The 25455-nt window shown below is 56.6% G+C and carries 13 protein-coding genes; 3 read left to right on the plus strand and 10 right to left on the minus strand.

Going from position 1 to position 25455, the window contains the following annotated elements:
* Window positions 1-104: 104 nt before the first annotated feature.
* The 3 genes from VGU25_00135 to VGU25_00145 form a co-directional block, all read right to left on the minus strand.
* A complete protein-coding gene (locus VGU25_00135) occupies window positions 105-2042 on the minus strand; it encodes a beta-galactosidase (GenBank protein ID HEV2575588.1) in 1938 nt (645 codons plus the stop codon).
* A gap of 566 nt (window positions 2043-2608) precedes the next feature.
* Window positions 2609-5275 carry a M1 family aminopeptidase gene (locus tag VGU25_00140; protein HEV2575589.1) on the minus strand — a complete coding sequence of 889 codons (2667 nt, stop codon included), beginning with the start codon at window positions 5273-5275 and terminating at the stop codon, window positions 2609-2611.
* Between the two features lie 52 nt (window positions 5276-5327).
* Window positions 5328-7079 (minus strand): beta-L-arabinofuranosidase domain-containing protein, encoded by a 1752-nt coding sequence (locus VGU25_00145; protein ID HEV2575590.1) that lies wholly within the window; start codon window positions 7077-7079, stop codon window positions 5328-5330.
* A gap of 274 nt (window positions 7080-7353) precedes the next feature.
* Here VGU25_00145 and VGU25_00150 point away from each other — a divergent pair, with 274 nt between their 5' ends.
* Window positions 7354-9501, plus strand: a complete 2148-nt coding sequence (locus VGU25_00150) for a beta-galactosidase (protein ID HEV2575591.1) — start codon at window positions 7354-7356, stop codon at window positions 9499-9501.
* A 9-nt stretch (window positions 9502-9510) separates the two neighbouring features.
* Here the strand turns inward: VGU25_00150 and VGU25_00155 are convergent, their stop codons facing one another.
* From VGU25_00155 to VGU25_00170, 4 genes are all read right to left on the minus strand, one after another.
* Window positions 9511-11295 (minus strand): hypothetical protein, encoded by a 1785-nt coding sequence (locus tag VGU25_00155; protein HEV2575592.1) that lies wholly within the window; start codon window positions 11293-11295, stop codon window positions 9511-9513.
* On the minus strand, window positions 11288-13120 hold the full coding sequence (locus VGU25_00160) for a hypothetical protein (protein ID HEV2575593.1): 1833 nt from the start codon (window positions 13118-13120) through the stop codon (window positions 11288-11290). The genes VGU25_00155 and VGU25_00160 overlap by 8 nt, the downstream gene beginning before the upstream one ends.
* Window positions 13117-14382 carry an SGNH/GDSL hydrolase family protein gene (locus tag VGU25_00165; GenBank protein ID HEV2575594.1) on the minus strand — a complete coding sequence of 422 codons (1266 nt, stop codon included), beginning with the start codon at window positions 14380-14382 and terminating at the stop codon, window positions 13117-13119. Before VGU25_00165 ends, VGU25_00160 begins: the two co-directional genes overlap by 4 nt.
* An 80-nt stretch (window positions 14383-14462) precedes the next feature.
* Entirely contained in the window at window positions 14463-17906 is a 3444-nt protein-coding gene (locus VGU25_00170) for a TonB-dependent receptor (GenBank protein HEV2575595.1), read from the minus strand.
* Between the two features lie 338 nt (window positions 17907-18244).
* Here VGU25_00170 and VGU25_00175 point away from each other — a divergent pair, with 338 nt between their 5' ends.
* Together VGU25_00175 and VGU25_00180 are read left to right on the plus strand one after the other, a co-directional pair.
* Entirely contained in the window at window positions 18245-19333 is a 1089-nt protein-coding gene (locus VGU25_00175; protein HEV2575596.1) for a LacI family DNA-binding transcriptional regulator, read from the plus strand.
* 139 nt (window positions 19334-19472) lie between these two features.
* Window positions 19473-21818, plus strand: a complete 2346-nt coding sequence (locus VGU25_00180) for a glycoside hydrolase family 2 TIM barrel-domain containing protein (protein ID HEV2575597.1) — start codon at window positions 19473-19475, stop codon at window positions 21816-21818.
* A gap of 91 nt (window positions 21819-21909) precedes the next feature.
* Here VGU25_00180 and VGU25_00185 read toward each other — a convergent pair whose 3' ends face one another.
* From VGU25_00185 to VGU25_00195, 3 genes are all read right to left on the minus strand, one after another.
* A complete protein-coding gene (locus VGU25_00185) occupies window positions 21910-22362 on the minus strand; it encodes a flagellar protein FliS (protein ID HEV2575598.1) in 453 nt (150 codons plus the stop codon).
* 33 nt (window positions 22363-22395) lie between these two features.
* Window positions 22396-24090, minus strand: coding sequence for a flagellar filament capping protein FliD (fliD, locus tag VGU25_00190; GenBank protein ID HEV2575599.1), 1695 nt, complete (start codon window positions 24088-24090; stop codon window positions 22396-22398).
* Window positions 24091-24176: 86 nt separating this feature from the next.
* The gene (locus VGU25_00195) at window positions 24177-25328 is read right to left on the minus strand and encodes a flagellin (protein HEV2575600.1); all 1152 of its coding nucleotides are present in this window, start codon (window positions 25326-25328) and stop codon (window positions 24177-24179) included.
* Window positions 25329-25455: the final 127 nt, after the last annotated feature.

The raw sequence follows: 25455 nt of genomic DNA on the forward strand, positions 1-25455 counted from the left end.
CGACCATTAAAAATGGGTCTATATATATATGACTGTCAATAGATTATTTTCTATTCGATTAAATCGAACACACTGACGCGCCGCCCGGCTCTCCAACAATCAATTCAATGGGTTATGCGCCGCACATTATCGGCGCGGAGAGGCCGATACACTTCCGTTTCCACGATGCTGAGGATCGGCGGCTCAGTCTTCCCCACAACTTGGCCGTTGAGCTCGACAAGCCCCGGCGTGGGCGAGTCAAGGATGGGCTTCGTCAGTCCCGCGAGCTTCGGATGCGGATCGTTCTTGAGCAGCTCGAAAATGACAACGTCGTTCTTCCCTTTCTTCAACCACACTCCTGGGACGTAGAGAGTAGCCTGCGGGCCGATGTTCCAGAATCTGCCCAGAGCGTGGCCATTAATCCAGACTGCTCCCATGCCAAGTGCGCGCGTGTCGAGAAACGTGTCACCCACCTTCTTCAACGAGAACGTCCCTTGAGCAAAGTGCGGACCCGCAGCAAATGGCTTCGCATGCGCGCTCACTTGCGGTGCCGGATCCATCGGCAACGAATAAATCTGCCATCCGCGTAGCGGCTCTCCATCGAGAAGCGCGTCGTGGATGCCCTTCGTCTCATCGCGCATCCGCTTCGTTGAGTTCAGCCTGCCCATGTTCTCCACCAGAATGTCGAGCTGGGCTCCAACGGTCGCGCTAATCGTCATCTCGTCCTGGTGATAGTGACGGTTGAGCGTTCCCACTTGCTTGCCGTCAACATACACGACGGCGAAATCCTCCATGTGCTCAAGCATGAGCGTCGCACTCTGCGCAGCCTGCTTTAATCGAGTTCGGTAGAGGATCAACCCATAGGCCTGTCCGATCTGCTCCATCGTCTTCGGCGCGTCGCTCGCAATCGGCGATGGCAGCGCATCCCATAGCGACTCCGTGCGAGTGAGCGTGAACGCCGTTACAGCCAGCACCGCGGGAACCGGAGGAACAGGCTGCGCCTTCTCATGCGTGTATTTCAGAATGACGTCACGATAGGCGAAGAACTTCGCGGTTGGATGGCCAGCTTCATCGATCGGTGCGTCGTAGTCATAGCTTGTGACGTTGCCACGATACGCGCCGGTGGACTCGCTTGCACCAGCCATGAAACCAAAGCTCGTGCCTCCGTGCACCATATACAGGTTTAGTGACGCGCCGCGCGCCAGAATCGTATTCAGGTCCTCGAGTTGCGGACCAATGGGCCGTGTCTGGTGCGGATGCCCCCATAGATCAAACCAGCCCGGCCAATATTCGGTCGCAAAAAGCGGCTGTCCCGGGCGCACACGTTCAAGCTCATCGAGCGCCGCCCCCGCTCTTCCCGTTCCGAAGTTCACTCCGGAGTACACTCCATCAATTTCTCCGCGCTCCAGCGCCTTCGATGGATCGACTGTGTACAGAAGCGAGTGCGTGAAGCCGTCGTCGACAAAAATCTGATGCAGATGATCCAGATAGGCTGGGTCGTTGCCAAAGTTCCCAAACTCGTTCTCGATCTGGACCGCGAGGATCGGACCGCCAAGCCCGATCTGCAGCGGCGCTACCTCCTGCGCGAGCCGCTTCATCCACCGCTCCACGGGCACCATATACGCTGGATCGTTGCTGCGCAGGGCCGTCTTCATGCGCGGATTGGCCAGCAGCCACGCTGGAAATCCTCCGAACTCCCACTCCGCGCATGAGTATGGGCCTGCCCGGAGCAGCACATACATATGCTCCTCCTGCGCTGTCTTGATGAATGCCGCGAGGTCGTTCTGTCCGGTGAAGTCATAAACGCCCGGTTTCGGCTCGTGCACGTTCCAGAAGACATACGTGGCGATCGTATTCAGGCCCATAGCGCGAGCCATTCTGATTCGGTCACGCCAGTAAGCGCGCGGCACGCGAGTGTAATGAATCTCTCCGGAAAGAACCTGGAACGGTTTGCCATCCAGCTCGAAGTGATCCCCGGCGACCTTGAACGTGTGGGCTTCCGTCTGACGCTGCGCAACACAAGTCGGCCCGAGCAGTGCAACCGACGCAAGCAGCGTAGCCAAACAAGTACAAATGCGAAAGATGGGTGGCCTCCCTATAGCGGGATGCCCATATGGGCCCGCGTATTCGCCAACTTCTTGAGCATACCGCTGACGAAGAGTCACGAGCCGGCTGAACGCGCGGCCACTCTATAAATGGCTGCCCACGTGATCGCATTACTGTGCGACCGTCCGTGACGGTCGTGGAATCGCTCCCATACTTCGCTCCGCTCGAATACGTTGCTATGATCTTTTGACTTCCGACCGGAAGCGTCACCGTTGTGTAGCTCGCCTTTCCGCTGCTATCCACTGGGACCGTACTCAGAAGCGTCGATCCGTTGTAGAACGACACGGCACCAGTAGCACTCGGCGGTCCCGGGCTGCACCGTTCCGATCTGCGCCGGCGTGCAAAGCGGCGAAGCCTTGCGGCGCATCACATGCAACAGGTTGTGTCCCCTCCACCCATAGAAAACAAATTCCGAAGGCCTTCATCCTTACCATTTAATAGTGAGGGCAGTGAACACTTAAGTCCGAGCCTAACCCTTTTCATCTGAAGATTTTGCGCAAAAAGTACGGGGAGGGGGTCCCCCTTACTCCCCAAACTTTTTCCGTATCCGGACCGTCCGCTCCAGCTCGTCCGTATTCTCCAGAACCTTCCGTCGCAGGTCCGGATCGATGTTCGGCTGCGACAGCCAGGCGTGCACATCATCCAGCGCCGCCGCGCTTGTCTGTCCGCCCAGAAACGCTCCCAGCCAGGCCCCTAGGAAGAAAATCTTCCGGTCCCGCTTGATCTCCGGAAGCTGATCGAGCGCCCGCCGCAGGTAAGGCTCCGTGAGCTCCTGCTGATTCCACGCATTGAACGGCCGCAGCGACTGGGTCAGCCAGTCCTCCGGCTCCGCGCCCGCATCCTTCGGCGACTCAACATAGCTCGCGAAGTACTGCTGCTTCGTTTGCGCGTCCGGCCGCCCCGCCTGAACCGCCCACGCATACTTCAACCCGTCTGTGGACCTATCCGCCTTCTGCTCGGCAGCAAACGCATCCGCCGCCAGCGGTGAGCCGGACGAAATCAGCTTCCCAACTATATTCCAGCGGTCGAGCGGACGAAGCTCGAGGCCTGGAATCTTTTCCTGTCCAGTCAGAAGAGCGTCGAGGTCCATCCAAGCGCGGGGTGCATCCGCAAGGGAGACGAGACTGCGGAAATTGACGATGCGCAGTCCGAGCGTAGGAGCGTTGAGCATACGATCACGAAGGATCGCGTAGGCGATCACCCGAAGATTTCCCGGCCGGGACATGTACGCGTGGAATGTGGTCGCAAGATGTCCGCCCAGGATCCGGCTGATGGATTCGTCTTCTTCGCCGTCGAGGTCGAGTAGAGCGAGCCGCGCATAATCACTCGGAGAGAAATCGGCTTTGCGGAGGTTCTCCCAAAGTGAAGTCAAGAGTTGCGAGCGCAGAAACGGTTCAGGAATTCGAGTCAGGGGCACGTCGCGCGCATCGGTCTTATCCGCCGGAGCAAGATAGCTCGCCGATTTTGGGTCGAGCAGAAACCGGCCATACGCATAATCGCCGGCATTGGCATACACAAACGCTGGACAGGCAGTATGTGCCGGAATCGGAATCACTGCCTCTGCAGTGTCAAGCGTCGCGTGGACGGTCTGATGAGCGTCACTCCGTCCTTGCAGAAGAATGTTCGTACTGATCGGCCACACGTAGTTATCTGGCAGCACGTCGTGCTGATGCAACGAGAGCTCCGTGAGCTGGCCGTTGCTGCACGTGAACGCGGCGGTCACCTCCGGCATGCCACGACGAAGCACCCAGGCGTCCGCCCACGATTTCACGTCCTGTCCGCTCGCCGTGTGAAAGGCCTCGATGAGGTCGGACCACTCAGCGTTTCCGTAAGCATGCTGCGCGAGGTAGAGCTGCAAACCTCGCCGAAACGCATCCGGCCCAATCCGGAACTCAAGCTGCTTGAGAATGGCTGGCGCCTTCTGATAGACGATCGCGCCATAGGCTGACTTGGCATCCTTTAGATTGGGAATGTCCTGAAAGATCGGCGTGGTTCCCTCAGTCTCGTCGATTCCATAGGCCTGTGGCTTGATGTCTTCAAAGAAGTGCTTCCATGGATCTGTTTCCGGATGAAGTGCATCCATCGCACGGTACGCCATATATTGTGCGAACCCTTCCTTGAGCCACAGGTCGTCGAACCAGCGCATCGTCACAAGATCGCCGAACCATTGATGGGTGAGTTCGTGCAGCGTGGTGATGTCACGGCCGAAGCGATCAGCGGCGGTAGGTGCCTGCCGGAAGAGCATTGCATCTTCTCTGAGGAAGGTTGCGCCTGCGTGTTCCATTCCGCCAAAGGGAAATCCAGGGATAAGCACCATGTCGTACTTGGGAAATGGAAACGGCTGCTTGAAGTACTCCGCGAGCCAGGTCATTCCCTGCTGCGTGATGGTCTGGAGTTCCGGAACTTCCGGCTCGGCCCGCTTCACTTGCGACTTCCGCACATAGACATCCGGCGATCCCGGCGTGTGATGAACGCTCACCCATGGACCGGCAGCGAACGCGAACAGATATGTTGAAATCGGTTTTTTCTCAGAGAAGACAGTCTGGGAAACGCTTCCACTACTCGTTTTTCTAAGCGGTGCTGTGTTGCTGATGATGGTCCATTCGGTAGGAGCATCGATGGTCAGCGAGAAGCGGGCTTTGAGATCCGGCTGGTCGAAGCATGGAAACGCCATGGAGGCGTCCATTGGCACGAAAAGAGAGTAGAGATATTCGCTTCCATCTTCGTTGTCTTCATAGCGCGTAATCGCCGCGCCCGCAGTGTCCACGCGCGATCTGAAGCGAAGTGTGACGGTATCTTCGCCTAAGTGCAACAAGCCTGCGGGCAACAGCAGGTGACCGTCCTTAATTTCGGGCGCGAGTGCATGCCCGTTGAGCACAAGCTGGTCCAGCGTGCCGTCTCGAAAATCTATTGGCAGATCGGTGGATGCATCCGCGAGTTGAAATGTCAGCGTCTCGGTGCCTTGCATCTGCCGCACGCCGCGTTGCAACTCAAACTCAACGTTGTAACGGAGATCTGAAATTCGCGCCGCGCGACTCCGCTCCAGTTCCCGGGACACGCCGGCACCGGGAGCAAGGGATGCGGAGTTCTGGGCGGTCATCGACGCCGTGAACATGATCAGCAGTATGGCGCAACCGATGCTCCAATGCCTGCCATGGGACGGAACAGATCTCACATTATGAGAACGCATTTGACCTGATGCTACTGCACTCTGACTTTAGGCAGATCGCAGACTGTCCGGTTCAGGCCAGATTCAGGTAGGTCGTATAGGGCAGCTCTCCGAGCGCGGTAAATGGCAACAGCGTCAACGGCCCATCGGCCGAACGCACTTGCCACTCCCGCCCACTTACGCGTTGCGCGGCAAGTAGCTGCTCGCGTGTGACCTTTGGATTTGGGGCCTCCTGTTCCCGCTTCACAAGCATCAAGACCAACGGCCCGCGCAGCAGCGCGACCGTGTTCGGGTGTCGCGCATCGAGCGATTCCAGTCGCAATTTCAGCGGGAGTTCGAGCTCCAAGCGGTCGCCGGTCCTCCATTCCCGTCGTACCGCTGCGAACCGGCCGGGCTCCACGGCGGTCTGCTGAATTCTGCCGTTTACACGAATCGCTGCCCCTGCCGCCCATTCTGGTATGCGGAATTGCAGCGTCAAGTCAGTGGGTCGCGAACATGTAAGCGTAAACGCGACGGTGTCTTCGTATGGATATTCGCCTTCCTGCGTCAGGCTGAGCGCAGTTCCACTTTCCGTCCACCGCAGTGTCGACGGGACGTACAGATTCACGTACACAGACCGGGGCTGCCGCAGATAAATATTGATCCGGTAATCCGCAGCGACCTGCGGCAAGGTTCCAGAGCAACACGGCCAATGCGCGGGCTTGTACTCCCGCTTGGCATTGAAGTTGTAGTCGGAGTAATAGAATGCCTGGCCATTGTTCTGCAGTGGTTTCGCGCCGAGAACGGTGTTGTACATGACGCGTTCCATGCTGTCGCCGTACCGGGCATCGCGCGTGACGCGCAGCAGATACCGCGTCAGCTTGAACTGAGCGTAAGAGCCGCACGGTGTCTCAAAGCTGGCGTGCGTATTGGTAAGGCTGGCGTAAAGCTCGTCGCTGTCCGGCTTACACAGCGTTTCATATGGTCCCCATCCGCCAGTGGCGTAGCTTTGCGCAAGGAGCATCGCAAACGCGTTCCGAGCCGCCCGCAAGTGCTTCTCGCTGCCCGCCACCATATATGCCTTCATCGCGGAGCAGAGCGAGTTCACATAGCTGTAGGCGTGCCGTCCGCCGAAGACGTTTTCGTTTCGGGATAAAGGATCAAACCACGTCTTGTCGTCGAGGTACTGAAGACCCATCTCGTAATAACGTCGGCCCGCACCGCGCTCATAGGCGAGAAACAGATTCTCCGGCGACGTGTAGGACTCATCCCAGGTCCAGGTTGGGTCGTCTGCAGGCTTATCATTCCTCCACACGATGTCGTGCTCGATCGCGCGCCCGGGCAAATGCGGCAGTGCCGTTTGCGTCGTCTGCTCGAGAATAGCCATCGCCTGCGGATCTTGAGCATAAGTATGTGAATCGAGCAGGCCGAGCAGAAGTTTGTCGTAAATATAGGCGGGGAACCGGCTCTTTGCGTACAGGTCGCCTGAAATGGTCTGCGCGTATAGACGGTTCAGCCGAAATACTTTCTCGCGGGTCTTCTGGTCTCCTGTGATGGCATACATCCGAGCCAGCGACGAAACCCATTGACCGAATGTGCATCCGGGCGCGCCCACGGCATCAAAGCCGTGCCGAAAGTCCGGATCGGGGTCGTAGTGATACCAGCCGCCAAGGTCTTCACCCGGTGCGGGCATGCCGCCCATCTGACGGAATGGCTTGAGTAGGCTGTCCTCGTTGAGTTCCATGAGGACTGCGTGAGTGTTCATCAACTGCGATTCATGCAGGTCGCTCGAGATGAAGACGTCCCCATATCCAAACTCGGAGAGCGGAAGGCTATTGAGAGTCAACGCTCTTGCGGTTCGTACTCCGGTGCCGGATATCGCGCCCGTTGCCAGTAGAGCCTGCTGAAGAAATCTTCTCCGTGAAGTCGTTCTCAATTGAAATCGCCTCGTCCCGTTCAGCCGGAATCCGAGAATGCCGGGTTCCGGTTTTTTCTTTCCCTTCAGGCAGTGCGCTCACGTGAGATCACCGCAAGGGGCGCCGCGAGAAAACGTTTACTGCGGTCACTTAGCAGTGTACTCTTGACTCGACCAAATGTGGCCCAGGTGCACTCGCATATCCATGAAGAACATCTCTCGCCCGCTGTTTCTTGCTCTTTCCATTCTGCTGGGGACATCGACTGCGGCCTCCCGCGCGCAGACTCCGGCTTCGCCTACGCCCGCTTCCCTGCCCGCTAGTGTAGATTTTCCGACGATTCTTTATGGCGCGGCTTACTACCACGAGTACGAGCCGTATGAGCGGTTGGACGATGACGTGCGCCTGATGAAGCAGGCGGGGCTGAACGTCGTACGTATGGGCGAATCCACGTGGAGCCTTTGGGAGCCGGAGGATGGTCATTTCGAGTACGCGTGGATGGACCGCGTCGTCAACGCGATGGGGAAGGCCGGCATCAAGGTGATTCTTGGCACGCCTACTTATTCCATTCCGACGTGGCTTTATCACGAGCACCCCGAGATTCTTGCACGGCCGCTGGGTGGCGCGCCTGTTTTTTATGGCATGCGCCAGAATATGGATATCTCTGATCCGACGTACCGGCAATACTCCGAACGACTGATTCAGCATCTCGTCGAGCATTATCGGGATAATCCTTACGTCATCGGATGGCAGGTCGACAATGAGACGTCTTCCTACGGCGCGTCTAACCCGGAGGTCTTCCAGGGCTTCGTCGACCACCTGAAGAGAAAGTTCGGAACGCCGCAGAAGATGAACGAGGCTTGGTTTCTCCATTACTGGGGCGAGGACATCAACAAGTGGGAAGACATGCCGACCCGCGACAGTGCGCAGAGTACGGGGTACAAGCTTGAGTGGACACGCTGGGAACAGATGCGAGTGACTGACTTTCTGTCCTGGCAAGCTGCACTAGTGCGGAAGTATGGACGCGCGGATCAGTTCGTCACAACAGACTTCGCGGGTGGCATGAAGCCGGATGTGAATGAAGAGGAGGTCAGCCGCTCGCTCGATGTTGCGGCGATCAACGACTACCACGGCACGCAGGAAAACTATGACGGTTCGCAGCAGGCTTTGGTTGAAGATTACACGCGGTCGTTGAAGCGCAGTAACTTCCTCGTGACAGAGACGAATGCGCAGACGACGGATTGGACGTCCGCGTTCCAGTATCCGCCTTATGATGGTCAGCTTCGCGAGGATGTGTACACGCATATTGCGAACGGCGCCAACATGGTGGAGTACTGGCACTGGGCGTCAATCAACGCGAACCAGGAAACCTACTGGAAAGGCGTGCTCTCGCACGACTACGAGCCGAACCGCGCCTACGCTGAGGTCGCTCGCACAGCACACGAGTTGCAGCGGATTGGGCCGCAGCTCGTCGGAATGCAACATCACAATCAGGTTGCGATTCTGTGGAGCCGCGACTCAATGAACGCTATCAAGTTCATGCCGTTTACGTCGAGCGGACCGCAGTGGAGCTTCGCGCCGCCGACTGCAGACTACGGTTCGCTAGTCAACCAGTTTCACCACTCGCTTTATTCGCTAAATACGGGTGTCGACTTCATTTTCCCTGAGCATGCGGACTTCTCTCGGTACAAGCTCGTCATTATTCCTGCTTTGTACATTGCCGATGACGCGCTGCTCCAGAAGATTTCTGACTACGTGAAGGGCGGCGGCCACGTCGTAATGACGTTCAAGAGCGGATTCGCGAATGAGAACTCAGCGGTGCGGTGGGTTCGCGCACCTGGGCCGCTCCGCGAGGCTGCCGGGTTCAGCTACCAGGAGTTCTCCAACCTGGAGAAGCCGCTCGCGCTGAAAGGTGATCCGTTCCATGTTGGTGACGACAACAAGGTCATGTACTGGGCGGAATTCCTGATGCTGGATCATGCGAAACCGCTCGCTTTTTATGACCACCCTTTCTTCGGCCGCTGGCCCGCAATCGCGGAGAATAGGTTCGGCACGGGGACGCTACTGTACGAGGGCACTTACCTGAGCGATGGCCTGCAAACCGCCATGCTTCGGCGAGAGCTCCAGGAAGCCGGCATTGCTGTTGATCAGTCGTTGCCTGCAGGTGTCCACAGTGTCGATGGAATCGACCGACTCGGCAAGCAGCTCCACTATTACTTCAATTACACGGGATCGCCTGAGACGATTGCGTATATTCACGGCGGCGGAACAGATCTTCTTACCGGCAACCGCATAGCCGCTTCAGAGAAGATCACGCTGCAAGCGTGGGACCTCGCAATTATCGAAGAGCCATAGCGACGACGCTCAGTGGGTGACGGCGTACGCGCGGCCTTTGATCGTCACTGGATCTTTTTCTGTTGTTCGGAATGTGAGCTTCACGGGAGTTCCCGACTTCAAATCGCGATGGCTGATCTCGCCCTCTGCCCAGGAGAGGCCAGCCCAGACGAGGCGGTCATAGTCTTCATGTATTGGAAGCTCGCGTCCATCCTGCTCGGCTTTCAATATGAACACTTTGCCCATGGTTGTTCCGCTTGGTGGTCCACCAGCCCAGGTGCGGCGCAGAGTTCCGTCAGGCGAATACTGCTGCATGATCAGCCGCACGTCAGCGCCTGAAGGCACTTGGACTGTCGCTTCAATAACGCCTTTGCCGATACTGTGAAACTCAGTTGGCAATGGCTGGATCGTCCGAGGAATGACGACATCGTTCTGAACGCCGAGATCGTACTCGGATGCCGCATATTTTCCTAAGCCTATGACGGCCATTTGTTCCGGCCCCAGCACGACACTGTCTCCTGTGAGCTTAGGGACAAAGCCACTATCCCGAAATATTATTCTGCCGGCCTGGTGAGCATGTTGGATTTGAGACAACGCCGGTAGAGTGATCGTCGCAATGGTTTCGGTAGGATTCACAACGGTGTATACGCTGCCTTGGCCATCGAGTGCGCCAAAACCATAAGGCTGGAAGTCGCCGGGGATCCCACCGAACGTCTTAATCCGGCCCACAGATTGGAAGTGCAGAAAGAGCGATTGCACGCGCGCAAACCATCGCGCATCAGTATCACTCAGCAGTTCGAGGTTGCCATAAGTTGTGTTGATCCAGCCTCCACGGGCCAAGGTAAGCAGCAGCGATCCTTTCCATTCCTGAAAAGCGCGGCGGTAAATCGTACCGGTCTTGCCTGGCATGAAGCTCGTGGTGTCAATCCGCTCAAGTGGAACACCGCTTTCCTCGTACCGCCGCATCTGGTGGTCACTATAGGTATCGAGCGACCTCCAGAAGTCCATCGCCGGTATGTCGCTGGGCCTAGGATCACCACAGTACAGCGAATCGAAGACATCGAGCCAGCGCAGATCTACGGGGTCCTTGAATGGAAACGGATATGACGTAGTGTCCATAACGCCGCCAAACCCATTGAATGCTTCGAGCACGACGTCAGGATGTTTTCGGCGAAAATCGGCGAGCGCATTTCGGAGTGCGTTGGAGTTTCGCGCGACGATCTCCTGCTTGCTGAGCGTCGCCTGGGACTTCGGGGTTGCCGCGCTCATGTCTGCAAGGTCGAACAGAAACATGCGAATGCCGCGGGAATACCAGAATTGCAGGACGTCCATGAAGTCGGGCAGAAAGCCGCCCTCAAACATAGACATCGCGGTCCCATTCTTGTTCAGCGAATCTTTCCACTTCGCGGACGCATTTAGATGGACGAGCGTGTTGGTGCTAAACCACAGGCCAGGCAGTATGCCGTTCTTCTGACAGGTTTGTATCCAGCGGTCCGGACCTTCGGGCCAGTTAGGCTTCTTCCACGTGCGATAGCCGCCGTCCGGATCAAACCAGAACGCGTCCATGACGTAGTAGTCAAAGCGCACGCCATCACGCTCCAGACGGAGCACATTGTCCAGCTCCTTGAGAGACAGTTGCTCGGTCAGCGGAACGTTGTCTGAAAGTTCATCGTAGGCCGCCCAGTTGTCATACACAGAAATAGGATCGGGAATGAACGGGGATGCGAGCGCTGTCCGCGAGTAGTTCGCCTGCGCGATCACCTCAGAAGGCAACAGGCTTGCCGCAAGTGCCGCGACCACAAAGCATTTATTCACGGCCGTCTACATTCATCTGCGCGTAAGCAGGTTCTCCGAACACCTTGCGGAGTGCAAGTCCGAGGGGCACGGGTCCAACGGACTCCTTCCATACCGCTACTACCTTATCGGACCCACGGAGTGTAATTCGGATCGCAGCGCTAGCGTCAACCCGCTCGCTCACTTCGATTCCGCGCAGGTTGGCATCCGTGAGCGCGTTTCGAAACGCCTCGGTGTGAAACAGTCTGGAGTCGGCAGAAGACAGTTCTAACTTCACCCTCAAGCCTTGCGGCGCGTATTGCTGAGCAACGCTCTTCAATACGATTAACTGTCGCAGCGATGTGTCGGCTATCAAGCCTTTCTCATCAAGCGTGACGGGCAGCACACAATCTAGAGTCCACGCATGACTCGTCGCGTATGACTCTGGAAACAGCTGGTGCCAGGCGCTGAGCGGCACCTGCGTGAAGCCTGCACCACTCTCTTGCTTGGCATCGTCTTTCAATCCGCGCAGAGCAGAAAAACTCTTCCCGGCGTATTTCCATTCCGGAGCACCCGAGCCGAAGTACATGTAGGAGTTGCCGGACATGGCAAGATTGGCATTGCTTTCCACCAGCGACGGAGAAGTTGAGTAGATCGAATTCTCGTTGAACGCCGCGGTGCCTGCTTTGATGTTGCCTCTGTTGAGCAGCGGCGGCGCATTCTCAAACGGGTTCCAGTAAATTGCGTTCTTCGCCACCGTCAGTCCGTCGATGGAGCCCCCGTTCCAAGTCCACAGAAAGATGGCACCCTGGTATTTCGCCATGCGTGGGCTACGCCCGTTATTGATGCATAGATTGCCTCGCACTACGCTTTCGCGGGTAACAAAGCCCGCACCAAACACCGCAACACAATACCCCTGCGTGTCATGACCGTAACTATCCAGCACAGAGTTCTTCGTGTTCCCGTAATCGATGTCGAACGCCCCACCATCCACGCCCGGGCTGTCGGTCAGGTAGGCCTCGCTGCGCTGCACGGTGCAGTCGTCGCACATCCACGTCCAAATTGCGTTCGGCGTGCCTATCGTCTGCGTGTCCTGCATACCGATACTCCACGCAACGGTCGAATCAATCAGGCCTTTGCGTACTCGAAATAGTACGATCCCGTCACCCTGAACGTCATGAACAGTCGAGTTGCGAATGACGGCATTCGTATTCCATTCATTCTCCGGCGGAAACCCGAGATTGCCTCCGCCGACGAGAATCCCGACCCACTGATTCGTGTGCCAGGCATCGACGCCGTCCACCCGGACATCATCAAAGTGCGCGTTGGCGCTGCTGGGCGAGATCGCTACGAGCCCGCTTTCCTTGTGCTTCATCGTCCCGCCCAGCACATCGTGCACAGCGAGATTGGAGAGATAAATGTGGTGCAGTACTCCCTTGGCTCCGCTAATGAAAATCCCATAGACACTCCCGCCTGCAATGTCTAATGAATCGATCTCCCAGTACTCCTGGTTGAAGAGTCGAAGAGCTTCCTCCACATTTGCACTGGCGATGATCTTGGGCCGTGGTCCTTCACCGTAGGCCGTGATGCGGATGGGCTTGCCATCCGCGCCGAATCCATGAGGCGATAGCACTCCATGACAGGCCGTGCCTCGCCGCAGGTGGACTGTGTCGCCGGGCTCGAGAGTTTGCGTATTCAGCGTATCGATGCTGTTCCATGGTGCTGCCAACGACCCGTTGCCGTCATGAACAAGACTGCAGTCGAGATAGAGCATCCTGGATGGGTTTTGCGCCATTGCTCCGAGACCAGCCACAGCGAAAATGATTGCTGCGGCGGATTTCAGGGTCCACGAAGAAATCAAATTCATCTCGTCACCGCACCCGCGGGTTTAGCATCCGTTTTTGTGAGCACGTAGTGGTGCGTGGCGGGCCGGAGGTCGCCCTTTGCTTTCTGCTCAAACTCGGCCTCGGCCTCACGAAGGACCTTGCTTCCTTCGGCGCGGTCCGGCACGCTTGTTCCCGAGGTCAAAATGAGGTCGGCACTTTCCAGCTCCGATCGTTGTCCGAGTTCACCATCGTACTCACGCGCCTGCTGCCACATGGGCGTCTTCATCGTGGCGAGGTTGACGCCGTTAGCAAGCTCGTCCGCCGAGAAGCTTCCAATTTGCATGGAGTCGATGCGAAGCATGTACTCACCGCCACGGAGGCCAGTCACTCGCAGCATCTCCTGGTCCGACGAAAAAAGATCGCTGACTGAGAGCACGAAGTTCATCAGCTCGTTGTCGAAGTTGAATGGCAGTGGAAGCGCTTCGTCCATCTGGTTCCATTCAAGTTGAGTGTTGTCTCCGGTCAGCCTTGTGACGGTCGTTCGCCTGCTGTCCGTCACCGTGCGGCTGTCAGATGCGATGGCGACGGAACTAACGACGGGATCGACGTGCCACGCTCGCATCACTGCCGCAGCCATAACCCAGTGCGTAGGCTCAGCGGGATGGATCCTGTCCGTGACAAGCAGAGACGCGTAAGACGGGTCGGCGGCTTTCGCTCGCTCCAGCAGTTGCTTCACCGGCGCATCGGTGTCGACCACCGGTAGATGCTCGCGCGCCGCCAATGCCGGCGTTGAGTGAGCGTTCTGTTCGGTGGTCGCCATGAACCCCTTGAACTCGGTTCCATGCGTGATTTCGTCGTACGGAGTGTTTTCGAGCAGAGTAATGCGTGCAGCCGGAGCTGCATCGCGCAACATTTGCAGCAATTTCTCGTAACCGGTCTGATATTCGGCGAATATCTTTTGATCCGGCGGGACATATCCGCCGTCGTTCATGCCGAGCATCGCTGTGATTACCGTCGGATCCCAAGGCTTCACGTCGCGGCTCACGCGAGTCGCTGCATCGCCTGCGTAACCACCCGTTACTTTGTCGCCTGGAACCCCGGCGTTGTGGAACTCAACCTTGAGCCCTGGATATCTCGTCGCAACAAAGTCCTGAATGTCGCGAGTGTAATATCGCTGGGCTGTGATGCTGTCACCGTAAAAGGTTACACGGTCGCCGTCGTGCAGGTAGAACGACTGCGCCGACAACAGCTTCGCCGGCGCCAGGAGGCACGCGACGAGAAACAGGCTGTGGGCCAGTTTCACTCTTCAACTCCTTGCAAAATGGTTCACGAAGAGAAGTGGGGCGGAAGCGTGGGCGTCCGCCCCATAAATCAGAAGGCTTACTAGAAGATGAACTTTCCTGCGATCTGGATGACGCGCGGGTTGTTGTCCGTTGACGTGATGACACCGTAGTGCGTTGTGTCCGTAAGGTTGCCGCCCGGATTGTCGAAATGCGGCGTATTCAGCGCGTTGAAGGTCTCGAGCCTCAGCTGCAGTTTATAGCGCTCTGTCATCGCGAATTCCTTGAAGAGCGAGAAGGCCAAGTTGATATAACCGGGGCCAACCACGAGGTTCCTACCCGCATCGCCGGGGATGATATTGCCCTTTGCATCTTTGTTCTCTACAAAAGCAGCTTCGTTAAAGTACGCCCCCAGCGTGCGCTGGCCTCTCGGAAGGTTCGGATTCCCCACGACGTTGGGCCGCAAATTGATTGGCGACTTCGAATTGCCCTCGTCGACCACATTCACTGGCGTACCCGAGCGCATTGTGAGAATACTGTTGATCTGCCATCCGCCAAGTATCAATTCTTCCGGCCTGCTCCAGGAGTTGAAGAACCGCTGACCCTCGCCAATGGGCAGGCGGTAGAGCCCACTGAACACCATGTTGTGGCGTCGGTCATCGTCCGACGACGCCCACTCTGCACGCAGATTGTTCGGATTCTGAGGAAGATCGTTGTTGACGCCCGCATCGAACGGGGCGGCTCCGTTATCGAGGTTATGAGAATACGTATACGACAGCAGGAAACTGAGGTTACGCGATTCACGCTTGGTGAACTTCATCTGCAGCGAGTTGTAGTTTCCGTCTCCAAGATCGGTCAGCTCTTGCAGAACCCCGAGATTCGGCGTGATCAGGCCGTCCTTGCCAGTCGCGCTGTTGTAGTTGATGTCGCCCAACTGATAAGACAAGTGGTGACTGAGCGACGCTACATACCCAGCCTCAAGCGAAAGAGAGTTACCCAACTGACGCTGCACTGTCAGGTTATACATCTGGGAGTAGCCCGTCTTCATCGTTGGGTTGACGTAGTACGTCGTCACCAGCGGCCCGCTCGGGAGCGTGGACGGAACGATACGCCCGCTCGAAGGGATGTTGATCGCCGTACTGCGCGTCACACCAATGTCATCCTGATATGCGAACGGTGGGCCCGCGTAAACATTGTTCGAGATGGACTGCTGATTCGCCCAGGGAAGGTTCTTCGTGAGGAAGTCTTCGCGTCCATCGTTCTCAGGCGAGTAGTTGATCCCGTATCCGCCCCGAACTACGGTCTTCTGGTTGAGCAAATAGTTGAAGCCGAAGCGTGGCGAAAAGTCATTCTTCCGTGCCTGGATCAGTGCGTCTGAGTTCCCTCCCACACCCGCGACCAGAATGTCTCCACTCGCCGGATCGTAGTTCGACATTTGATTGTTCGCTTCGGTGTAAGGGTTCTCATACTCGTAACGCAGACCGTAGTTGAGCGTCAGCTTGTCGTTGACGCGGAAAGTATCCTGCGCGTACCAGTCGAAGTCCCAGCTCTTCGTATGAGGGTTTGTGAGCTGGAGTCCGCTGTACACATCGAGCGGAAGTCCAAGCAGCAGATCGGCAATGTCCGTTCCCCCATTCCAGAAGAACGCGCCCGCGTTGGCGGAGCCATCATAACCATACCCGTAGTAATAGTTCGGGTCATTGGTCATCGAGTACCCGTAGCTGCCGTAGTACTGGTAGGTCGTCGGGAACAAACTGAAGAGCGGGTGCGAGTTCAACTTCCGGAACACGACACCGAACTTCAGATCGTGGCGGCCAACCTGGCTCACCGTGATGTTGTCATTGATTTCGGTATTGTCGTCGTTGATGAAGAACGGCTTGTACGAAGATCCACCTGCCAGGTAACCCGATCCAAGATAGAGGTCAGGGAACCCGATCGTGGCCGGATATCCGTTCACTGCAATGTTGCCCCAGCCGAACTGAGTTGAGTAGTCATGGCCATTGAGCTGGCTGAATTGCGCCTGATAGTAGTGTGAGTAACCTGCGCGGATTTCGTTCAGTACATGTTGCGTGAACAGGTGAGTCTCAGTTGCCGATAAGGTCTGTCCGCGCACGACCTCTTTCTGCGCCTGGTCCGCATCTCCTGCCCCCGGCACAACTGCCTGGTTATCCCATAGATCCGTCGTGTTCTGGTCCTGGTCGTTGTAGTGGTACACGAGGAAGAGCTGGTCCTTATCGGTCAGCTTCTGATCGAAGCGGCTGTCGACATTGATGTTCTTGGTAACTCTGGGCTGATGAAAGACGTAGTTGTCGAACCATCCGTTTTCAATTCCCGGCAAATTCGGCTTGGGGAAGAAGTTCAGCAGCGCGTTCTTCCCAGCCTTGCTGACCATGTTGGCTGGAATGACGTTACCCGGGAATTGCGTTGCATAGTATCCGTTCGATACGTACGTATAAGGATTGAAGATGGGAACTACAAATCCAGCGGCTGGCCCGACCGGCTTGCCATTACTGTCCTTGCACTGTTTACCGTCGCACGGATCGAACATGTGCGAGAGATCCGCCGAACCGTCCGGCAAAAACGAATACAGGCTGGGGTTTGGCACACTGTCGAGTCCGTTCGCGGCGAGCGATTGCTTAGAGCCCTCGTAAGAGATGAAAAGGAATGATCGGTCCTTCCGGATCGGGCCGCCTATCGTCCCACCGTAGTTGTGCTGCTGCAGATTCGACGGAGTTCCGCCCCCCGCGAAGGAGTAGGTCTCCGCTGCCAGGAACGCGGGCCGGTAAAACTCATAGGCCGTACCGTGAATGTGGTTCGTTCCCGATTTTGTCTGGATGGAAACGATGCCGCCGCCGGCATTGCCGAACTCGGCGTTGTAACTCGACGTGGCGACCTTGAATTCCTGGATCGAATCCACGCTCGGCGTCACGGTGATGTCCTGCGTACGGTTCGTTGTCGACTCAATTCCATCCAGCTGAATCGAGTTCGCAAATTCCCGCTCGCCATTGACAGAGAAGTTGAAAGAGTTCATGTTGCCGGGGGCCGGCGCGACGCCGGGCACGAGGGCTGTCAAGTCATAAAACTGACGGCCCTGCAACGGCAGATCCAAAATGTCCTGCGTTCCGATCACCGTTCCGGTCTCGGCCGTCTGCGTCTGCAGAAGAGTCGGTGCCGCCGTGACGGTCGTGACCGTCTGCACCTCACCGACACTGAGTGTGAAGTCCTGCAGAAGCTGCTGGTCGATCGTTACCGTCGCGTTCTGTGTCGTCTGGCCGGCGAAACCGGCATGCGCAGCGGTGATCTGATAATTTCCTGGCGTCACATGGAGCAGATCGTACGTGCCTGTTTTGTCAGTGACACCATGAAAACTGATGTGCGTATCCACGTTGGTGGCGGTAACGTCCGCGCCCACAATCCGGGCTCCGGAGGAATCTGTAACGTGCCCAACAATGGAGCCCGATGTAGCTTGCGCATGCGCGTGCATCGTCGTCATCGACAGGCCGGAGAGCGTCACGGCAAAGACGACAGCTTGCCCAAAGGCCAGCATCTTTTTCATCCGGAAGGGGCGCAGCCCCGAGGTGCATAGCCTAGCGATACGGTCACAAATTGGAGCGTGCGTCATTTAGTCCTGCCTCTTGATTCAATTCCAAAGAAATGAGAAAACGTTTTCGCAGGCAGATACTACTTCTGCCGGAACGCACCTGTCAATGTCTTTCTGAATGCGGCCACTAAGGTACAAATGGTGAATAAATACAGTATTTTTCGGACGATCTGTGCGGGATCTGTTAGAAATAATTTCTCTATGAAAACGTTTTCTACAAGAGGGTACACTTTAGCCGTGGTCCACATTGTCTGGAATCAAATCAATTCCCGGCGGAACGAGCCATGAAGAATATAAAAAATAACGGTGACGGCTTCACCCGGATCGACATCCGGTCTGTTGCGGCACGAGCAAAGGTGTCTATCGCCACTGCCTCACGGGCGATCAACCACGTCCCTTCGGTCGACCCCGTGCTCGCGAGCCGCGTTTGGAAGGCGGTCAATGACCTTAACTATTTGCCCAACACTCAGGCTCGCGCTCTCGTGTCCGGGAAGAGCCGCCTACTCGGTCTTATCGTCTCGGAGATTACGAACCCATTCTTCCCCGAACTCATCCAGAAATTCGAACAGATAGCGGTTGGCCACCACTATGAAATTCTTATAGGCTCAACCAGCAATGACCCTGACCAGATGGAGCGCTGCGCTCGCCGGATGCTTGAGCGAAAGGTGGACGGAGTTGCCGTAATGACGTTCGGCAACGAAGAGTTCTTTCTTGAGAGGTTCGATGCCGAACAGGTACCAACAATTTTCATCGACTCTCTACCGTCCCGCCCGTCTACCGCGGCGCTCGATGTGGACTATCGCATGGGCATCTATGAAGGCGTCCAGCACTTGGCCGTTCTTGGCCACCGCGACATTGGCTTCATCTCAGGTCCGCTCCTGATGCGATCCTCGCAGGCGCGCAAGAAAGCGTTTCTGCAATGCCTCCGTTCAACTGGCTTGGTGGCCCATCCGTCATGGGTGGTTGAAGGGGATCACACGCTGGACGGTGGCCGCGATGCGATGGAGAGGCTGCTTGGGCTCAAGAAAACACCCACGGCCGTGATGTGCTCGAATGACATGACCGCGATTGGCGTCCAGCATGCACTGTTCGAGGCCCGACTGAAAGTCCCCGACGATCTTTCATTGATCGGCTTCGATGACATTCACCTGGCCGAATACACGATTCCGCCACTCACGACCGTGAGAATGTCCTGCAAGGAGCTCGCGCAAAAGGCGGTTGAAATTCTGCTCGCGAACGTCATTCCGGCCGCGGATCGGCGAGTGGAGAACAGGATCGGCACCCACCTGGTTGTCCGACAGACTACAGGGCATCCTCGCCGCAACTCGAGCAACACAGCACGAGCAAGGGGACGAGTCAACATCTCGAGCTGAAAGGCTCACCCAGGCGAGTGGATTGCCTGCTCTTATAGAATCGATTAGGATTGCTCGCGGACGCAGAAACCGGTCTCTATGTAACCCAACCGCTCGCCTTCTAATCGGACAAAATCTCATGACTCGTCTTAAAAATTCTATGAATCGTCTGACGCGCCGCCGCTTCCTTCAGTCCTCCATTCAGGCTGGCACAGTGTTAGCGATGCATCCCCTGTTGGGAGCCGCCAAGGTCCCGGTCTCTGGGCCCAGCCATTGGGAGACGTCGCTCGACAACGACTGGACGTTTCTTGGCAAGGTCTCCGCGCCATCTGAACCGGTTGCAGTCACCCTGCCGCATTCCGTTGCGAAGCTGTCCTGGCAAGATTGGGATCCTACTTTATGGGAGGATGTCTTTCTCTACCGCAGGACGTTGACTCGGCCAACCGGAAGCGATGGTCTGCGGACCTTTCTGATGTTTGAAGGAGCTATGGTAACAGCCGACGTCAGCGTAAACGGCACTGCCTTGGCTCAACACAAAGGCGGCTATCTTCCATTCAAATACGAGATCACCTCTCTGCTTCAACAACAGAACAGTATTGAGGTGAAGCTTGACGCACGATTCCAAGACGTACCACCGGAGGGATCGCCTCGCGGACGCAGCGCCGTGGATTATTACGTCCCCGGCGGCATGATCCGCGGGGCAAAGCTTTACACAGTTCCTGCGGTGTACCTGAGTGACGTTTTCGCAAAGCCATTGAACGTCCTCTCAAATTCTCGGAGCGTGGAGCTCAGCTGCACCGTTGACGCACTTACCCGCAGTGCCGGAGCTGCGGTTCTGGATGCGGTATTACTCGACGGCCACAGAGTGATAGCTCGCGCTCGGAAGAACGCAGGAGAGCTCGCGGCAGGATCCACGACAATCAATTTCTCTCTTTCTGAGCTTAGCGACGTGAAGCTCTGGGACAATGACAATCCGAATCTGTATACCGTCGTTGTCACAATGCACATTGGGACCAAGCCCGTGCATGAATACCGCAGGCGTATCGGATTCCGCGAAGCGAAGTTTACGGTGGACGGCTTCTATCTCAATGGCAAAAAGATGCAGTTCTTTGGTCTCGATCGCCACGAGCTCTATCCCTACACTGGCTATGCCATGCCTGCGCGTGTCATGCGGAAGGACGCTGAGATCATTCGCCGAGACTTCAACTGCAACATGGTGCGCTGCTCACATTACCCGCAGCATGAGGCATTTCTCGACGCCTGCGATGAGCTGGGTCTGATGGTGTGGGAGGAAACACCCGGGTGGCAGTACATCGGCGATCAGACGTTTCAAGACCAGGTGGTCGAAAACGTTCGCGACATGATCCGGCGCGATCGCAACCGACCTTCGATCATCGTCTGGGGCGTCCGCGTGAATGAGTCTCACAATGATCCGCCTCTCTATAACCGGACGTATGCAGCGGCTAAGGAGCTCGATGACTCGCGGCCGACTTCAGGATCGATGACAGGATTTGGCAATTGGAAGACGGATTGGCACGAGGACGTCTTCGCCTTTGACGACTACCATCAATCTCCTGATGGTTCCGTGCAGATTCACCCTCCTCTGCCGGGAATTCCCTACATGCTCGCCGAGACCGTAGGTCAGTACACCTACACTGCGCCAGGATTCAACAACAAGTACAGGCGCGCGGCTGATGTGACGATGCAGTACCACCAGGCGATCTACCATGCACAGGCACACGATCGCGCACGTGCCTACGACCGCATGTGCGGTGTAGTTGCATGGTGCGCGTTCGAGTATGGCAGCCCAAATAATGGATACAAGGGGGTTAAAAATCCTGGAATCGCTGATGTTTTCCGGATCCCAAAGCTGGGCGCCAGCTTCTATCAGGCTCAGGTAAGTCCCACCGTACGACCGGTCATCGCGCCGAACTTCTATTGGGACTTTGGCACGATGACACCCCATGGGCCAGGCAAGAATCTGGCAATCTTTCATAACTGCGACTATCTCGAGCTCTTCGTCGACGGAAAACATCATGCGACTGTCAGGCCAGATAGCGAGGGCTATCCGCACCTGCTTCATCCGCCCTCATGGGTAGATCTCGAACTCGACGGTACGAATCACCCGGAATTGCGCATCGATGGTTTCGTCAACGGACGAAAGATTGTGACGCGCTCTTTTTCGTCCGATACCTCACAGGACCAGCTCATTGTAAAAGCGGACGATGCCTCAATTCGCGGAGACAGTATCGACGCGACACGAGTGGTCTTTTATCTCGCCGACAAATACGGCGCGCTCCGCCTTCTCAGCGCGGGGGATGTGAGCATCGATATCGCAGGACCATGCGTGCTGATTGGGGATCGAACTTTCTCACTAACAGAGAGTGGAGGTGCAGGCGCGGTCTGGGTAAAATCCGAACCGAATGCCAGCGGCGAAATCACGGTCAAAGTCGCCCATCCTAATGTTGGAACTCACGTTGTAAGCGTACGGATTGAAAGGGTCTAAGAGCTCACCAAGACGCTTCAAGAGCGGTCCGCGCAAAGAATTTGCGCAACCAATACGTTCGCGCAAGAACTGCTTCGTTGGACAGCCTCGTCTATGCTGAGCAGTGCAACCGAGGTCCCTCTACGGAGTTGCTGTGAGCCGGCTGTCCTTCCGACGCGATTGGAATTTCTGAGGACAACAGCAGGCTTTTTTTCTTTTGCCAAACAGCCCTCGTTTCGCAGACGGTCATTGCAAGAGCCAAGAACTGATCCTCTTCGACGCAGGATTGAAGACAGAGCAATTTCTTGCGGAGATATTCGTAAAAACCGGCCAGGCTCACTTCCAAAGTCTCGTTCTCCAAAAGAGGAGCCCAGCTCTGCAAATGACCAAGCACAACAAGCGCATGCTGCGAATACCGGCAGCGTGCTGTGAAATCGCCGGCCCCTGCTGCTCCTCCGGCCAACCGGAGGTCCTCTGCTAAGGCGTCATAGCATGCCAGAAGAACATCAATGTGAGTGGCGCCTTCGACCGCGGACATGCGGTAGGCACGGAGACTGCTTTTCATCCCGTCATCCTTCCTAAGACAGGCGCGAACCGCCTAATTCTTGGAGCTGTTGTTCCCTAACTGTGACTGGATCTGTTGCATTTCAGCAGGGAGTTGCTGCAATGCTATCTCAGCCTTGCTGTACATCGCGGTTAGCACAGTCTGCTGCGATGCGATGTATCCGGACTCATAATCACTAATTTGCGACTGCAAGCCGGAGTACTGTTGATTGAGATTACCGATCTCTTGTGCAATTGCTCCGGTCGCTGGATCAGCGAATTCACTGAGCTCCGTACTGAACTGTTGTGCGAACCCGTTCAGCGCAGTTCCCTGGAAAAGGCTCTGAACTGCACCGGGGTTCGCAACCGCCGAATCGAGAGTCGCCGTATTCAAGGCCAGCGAGCCATCGTCGTTTACCGTGATCCCCAGGTCGCTAAGCGACTGGATCGTCGTAGACCCGCTCGCCGCGCCGGCTGGCGCGGTATAAGACACAATCCCCTCAAGCATGCCCTGGAGAGATCGGACGATGCTGTCACCGCTCAATGCCCCTTGAGACCCGGTCGACGTGCTGTATGTAAATTGCGAGTTCACCTGTGACAGCGCACTGTTGTAGTCCGATACAAATGCTGAAAGCGTTTGGCTAATTTGATTGCTATCGGCGTTGACCGTAACTGTCGCGGAGCTGGTTCCTGCCGTTGTCCCTGTCAGATTAAGCGTCAATCCTGGGACAACACCCGTTACCGTATTGCTCGCGCTGCTCACGGGAATTCCATCCACAGTCAACGATGCATTCGTAGCCGTACTCGCCCGTGTCAGATTGAACGTCGGATCCGCACTGAGGCTCACTGCGCTGCCATCAGTAGAAGCAATCTGCAGGTGAACACCAGAGGAGTCTGTAACGACCGACGCACTGACTCCCGTCGCTTGCGAATTAATGTCGTCTGCGAGACCTGAAAGTGTTTCGCCTGGGTTCACGGTGATAGCTGTATTCGAGCCGCTATCAACAATTCGAAAACTGCCGGCCTGTAGTTGAGTGGATGCGCTCGCGACGGACGCCGATGACCAGGAGCTTGAGCCTGATGCGCCGTAACTCACGCTGAAATCCGCTGCGGAGCCCGTCGTAGAACTTACTAGCGCCAGCCTCGATCCGGTCGCGTCCGTTACGACGCTAGCGTTGATTCCTAACGATGCTGAATTGATTGCGTTCGCCAGATCAGAGATCGAGTCTATACCGGAACCGGTCGTAAATGTGGTCTGAGCGCCACCATTTGCGGATATCGTCAGCGTAGACGTCCCCAGAGCGGAGCCGGCACTGGGCACAGGGCCGGAGTACCACGATGCACTAGTGGCGAGGTTTGCCACGCTTACGGAATGTGTGCCGATTGTAGCTCCAGCCGTCGCAGATCCGCTGATCTGTGTCGAACTAGATGACACTGTGCGCGACGCAAGCGAACCGTCTATGTCACTGAGATTACTTAGATCCTGCGATACAGCTGAGAGCGCGGCCTGTAGTGTGGTGAGTGCACTCACTTGCGACGAAATCGTCGACTGTTGCGCCTGCCACTCCCGTTCAGGCGCACGATCTGCGGAAAGGGCCGCATCGACCGCGGACGTCACGTCGATGCCTTCGCTGCTCGCCCCCGTAGCTGCCTGTAACAGAGAACTCAGATCGACCGCAGAGCTCGTCGAGGTGGACGAACCACTCAAGGCGCTGGAGAGCAACGAGTTGATCGAGGACACTGAACTCATATTAAGCGAGGCCTCTCAGGTAGTTCTCCGGCGACGGCAGAGAAAGCGAGCGGAACGGAGCTGTTTGAACCGTTCCGCTCTATCTACTACTGCAGGAGTTTCAACACGGCCTGCTGCGCCTGGTTTGCCTGCTGCAGAGCCGCCATGCCGGTGGATTGCAGAATGTTGTACTGAGTCATATTGGTGACCGTCTTGCCGATATCGGCGTCCATGATGCCGTTCGAGGCGCTCGTCAGGTTTTGCACCTGTGCGGTCATAACATTTGAGGCCGCGGTGAGCCTGTTGACCGAAGCGCCAATCTGGCCTCGCTGTGCGGAGACGGTGCTGATTGCATTGTTGATCGCCGTCAGCGCCGAGGCCGCGTTCGTGTCATTCTGAAGATTCGCGCCAGAGAGACCCAAAGTGGAGGCCGAAAGCTGACTGATCACGGTCTGGATCTGCGTATCGGCTGCGCCGGTCTGCGTGCCATCGCTAATAAATGTGATGGAGTTGTTCGCTCCGGCCGTGGTGTTCTGCATCGGCCCGAGAACGAAATCATTCGTCGTGACGCCAAGAGAATCACCAGAGGTGCTCGTAGCCACAACGAGCTGTCCACCGGTCAACGTCGCCGTGGTACCGCTGCTCAGCGTTCCAGCCGACACGGCGTTGCCGATGGCTGTCTCAAGCGTCTGAACCGTATCTCCAGCTTGCGCGGTGAAGACGAACGTTCCTCCTGTAGCGGAGTCATTGATCGTTGTCTTCGAACCAGCCGTTAATGCAGTCGTCGCAGCCAGCGAAGCCTGCGTTGAGGTAAATGAGTTGGGTGTAGTCGAAGCAAAGACATTCTGACCATTGAAGTCCGTGGTCTGTCCGATTTGATTGACCTCTGAGAGGATCGACTGGAACTCCGTGTCGAGCGCAGCAGATTGACTGTTAGTTCCTGTGCTCAAACCGCCGTTTGCGGCCTCCGTCGCAAGCGACACCGCACGATTGAGAAGAGTCGTCACTTGGGACAACGCGCCGTCGGCGGTCTGCAACATACCAACACCGTTGGTGGCGTTCTGAGCTGACTGTGTAAGTGCCGCGATGTTCGCCTGCATGCCGTTCGCGATCGAGAGCCCGGCTGCGTCGTCGGCGCCAGAGTTGATACGCAAGCCGGTGGAGAGCTGTGTCAATGTGTTCTGCAGGTTGGCCTGTGTCGCAGACAAAGAATTCTCTGCGCTCATCGCCGAAAGGTTATTAAGGATAGTGATTGCCACTGTGTTGCTCCTTTGAAATGGGGTTAAGGCTGAGCGCCCCGAATGCTTTGCGCCTGTCCATTCCTATCGACGCTCTTCGATATGTCGATAGCAGTGAGTTGGATTTGTTCAACGCAGTCACGCGCGT

The organism is Acidobacteriaceae bacterium (assembly GCA_035944135.1).
Lineage (GTDB): Bacteria > Acidobacteriota > Terriglobia > Terriglobales > Acidobacteriaceae > Granulicella.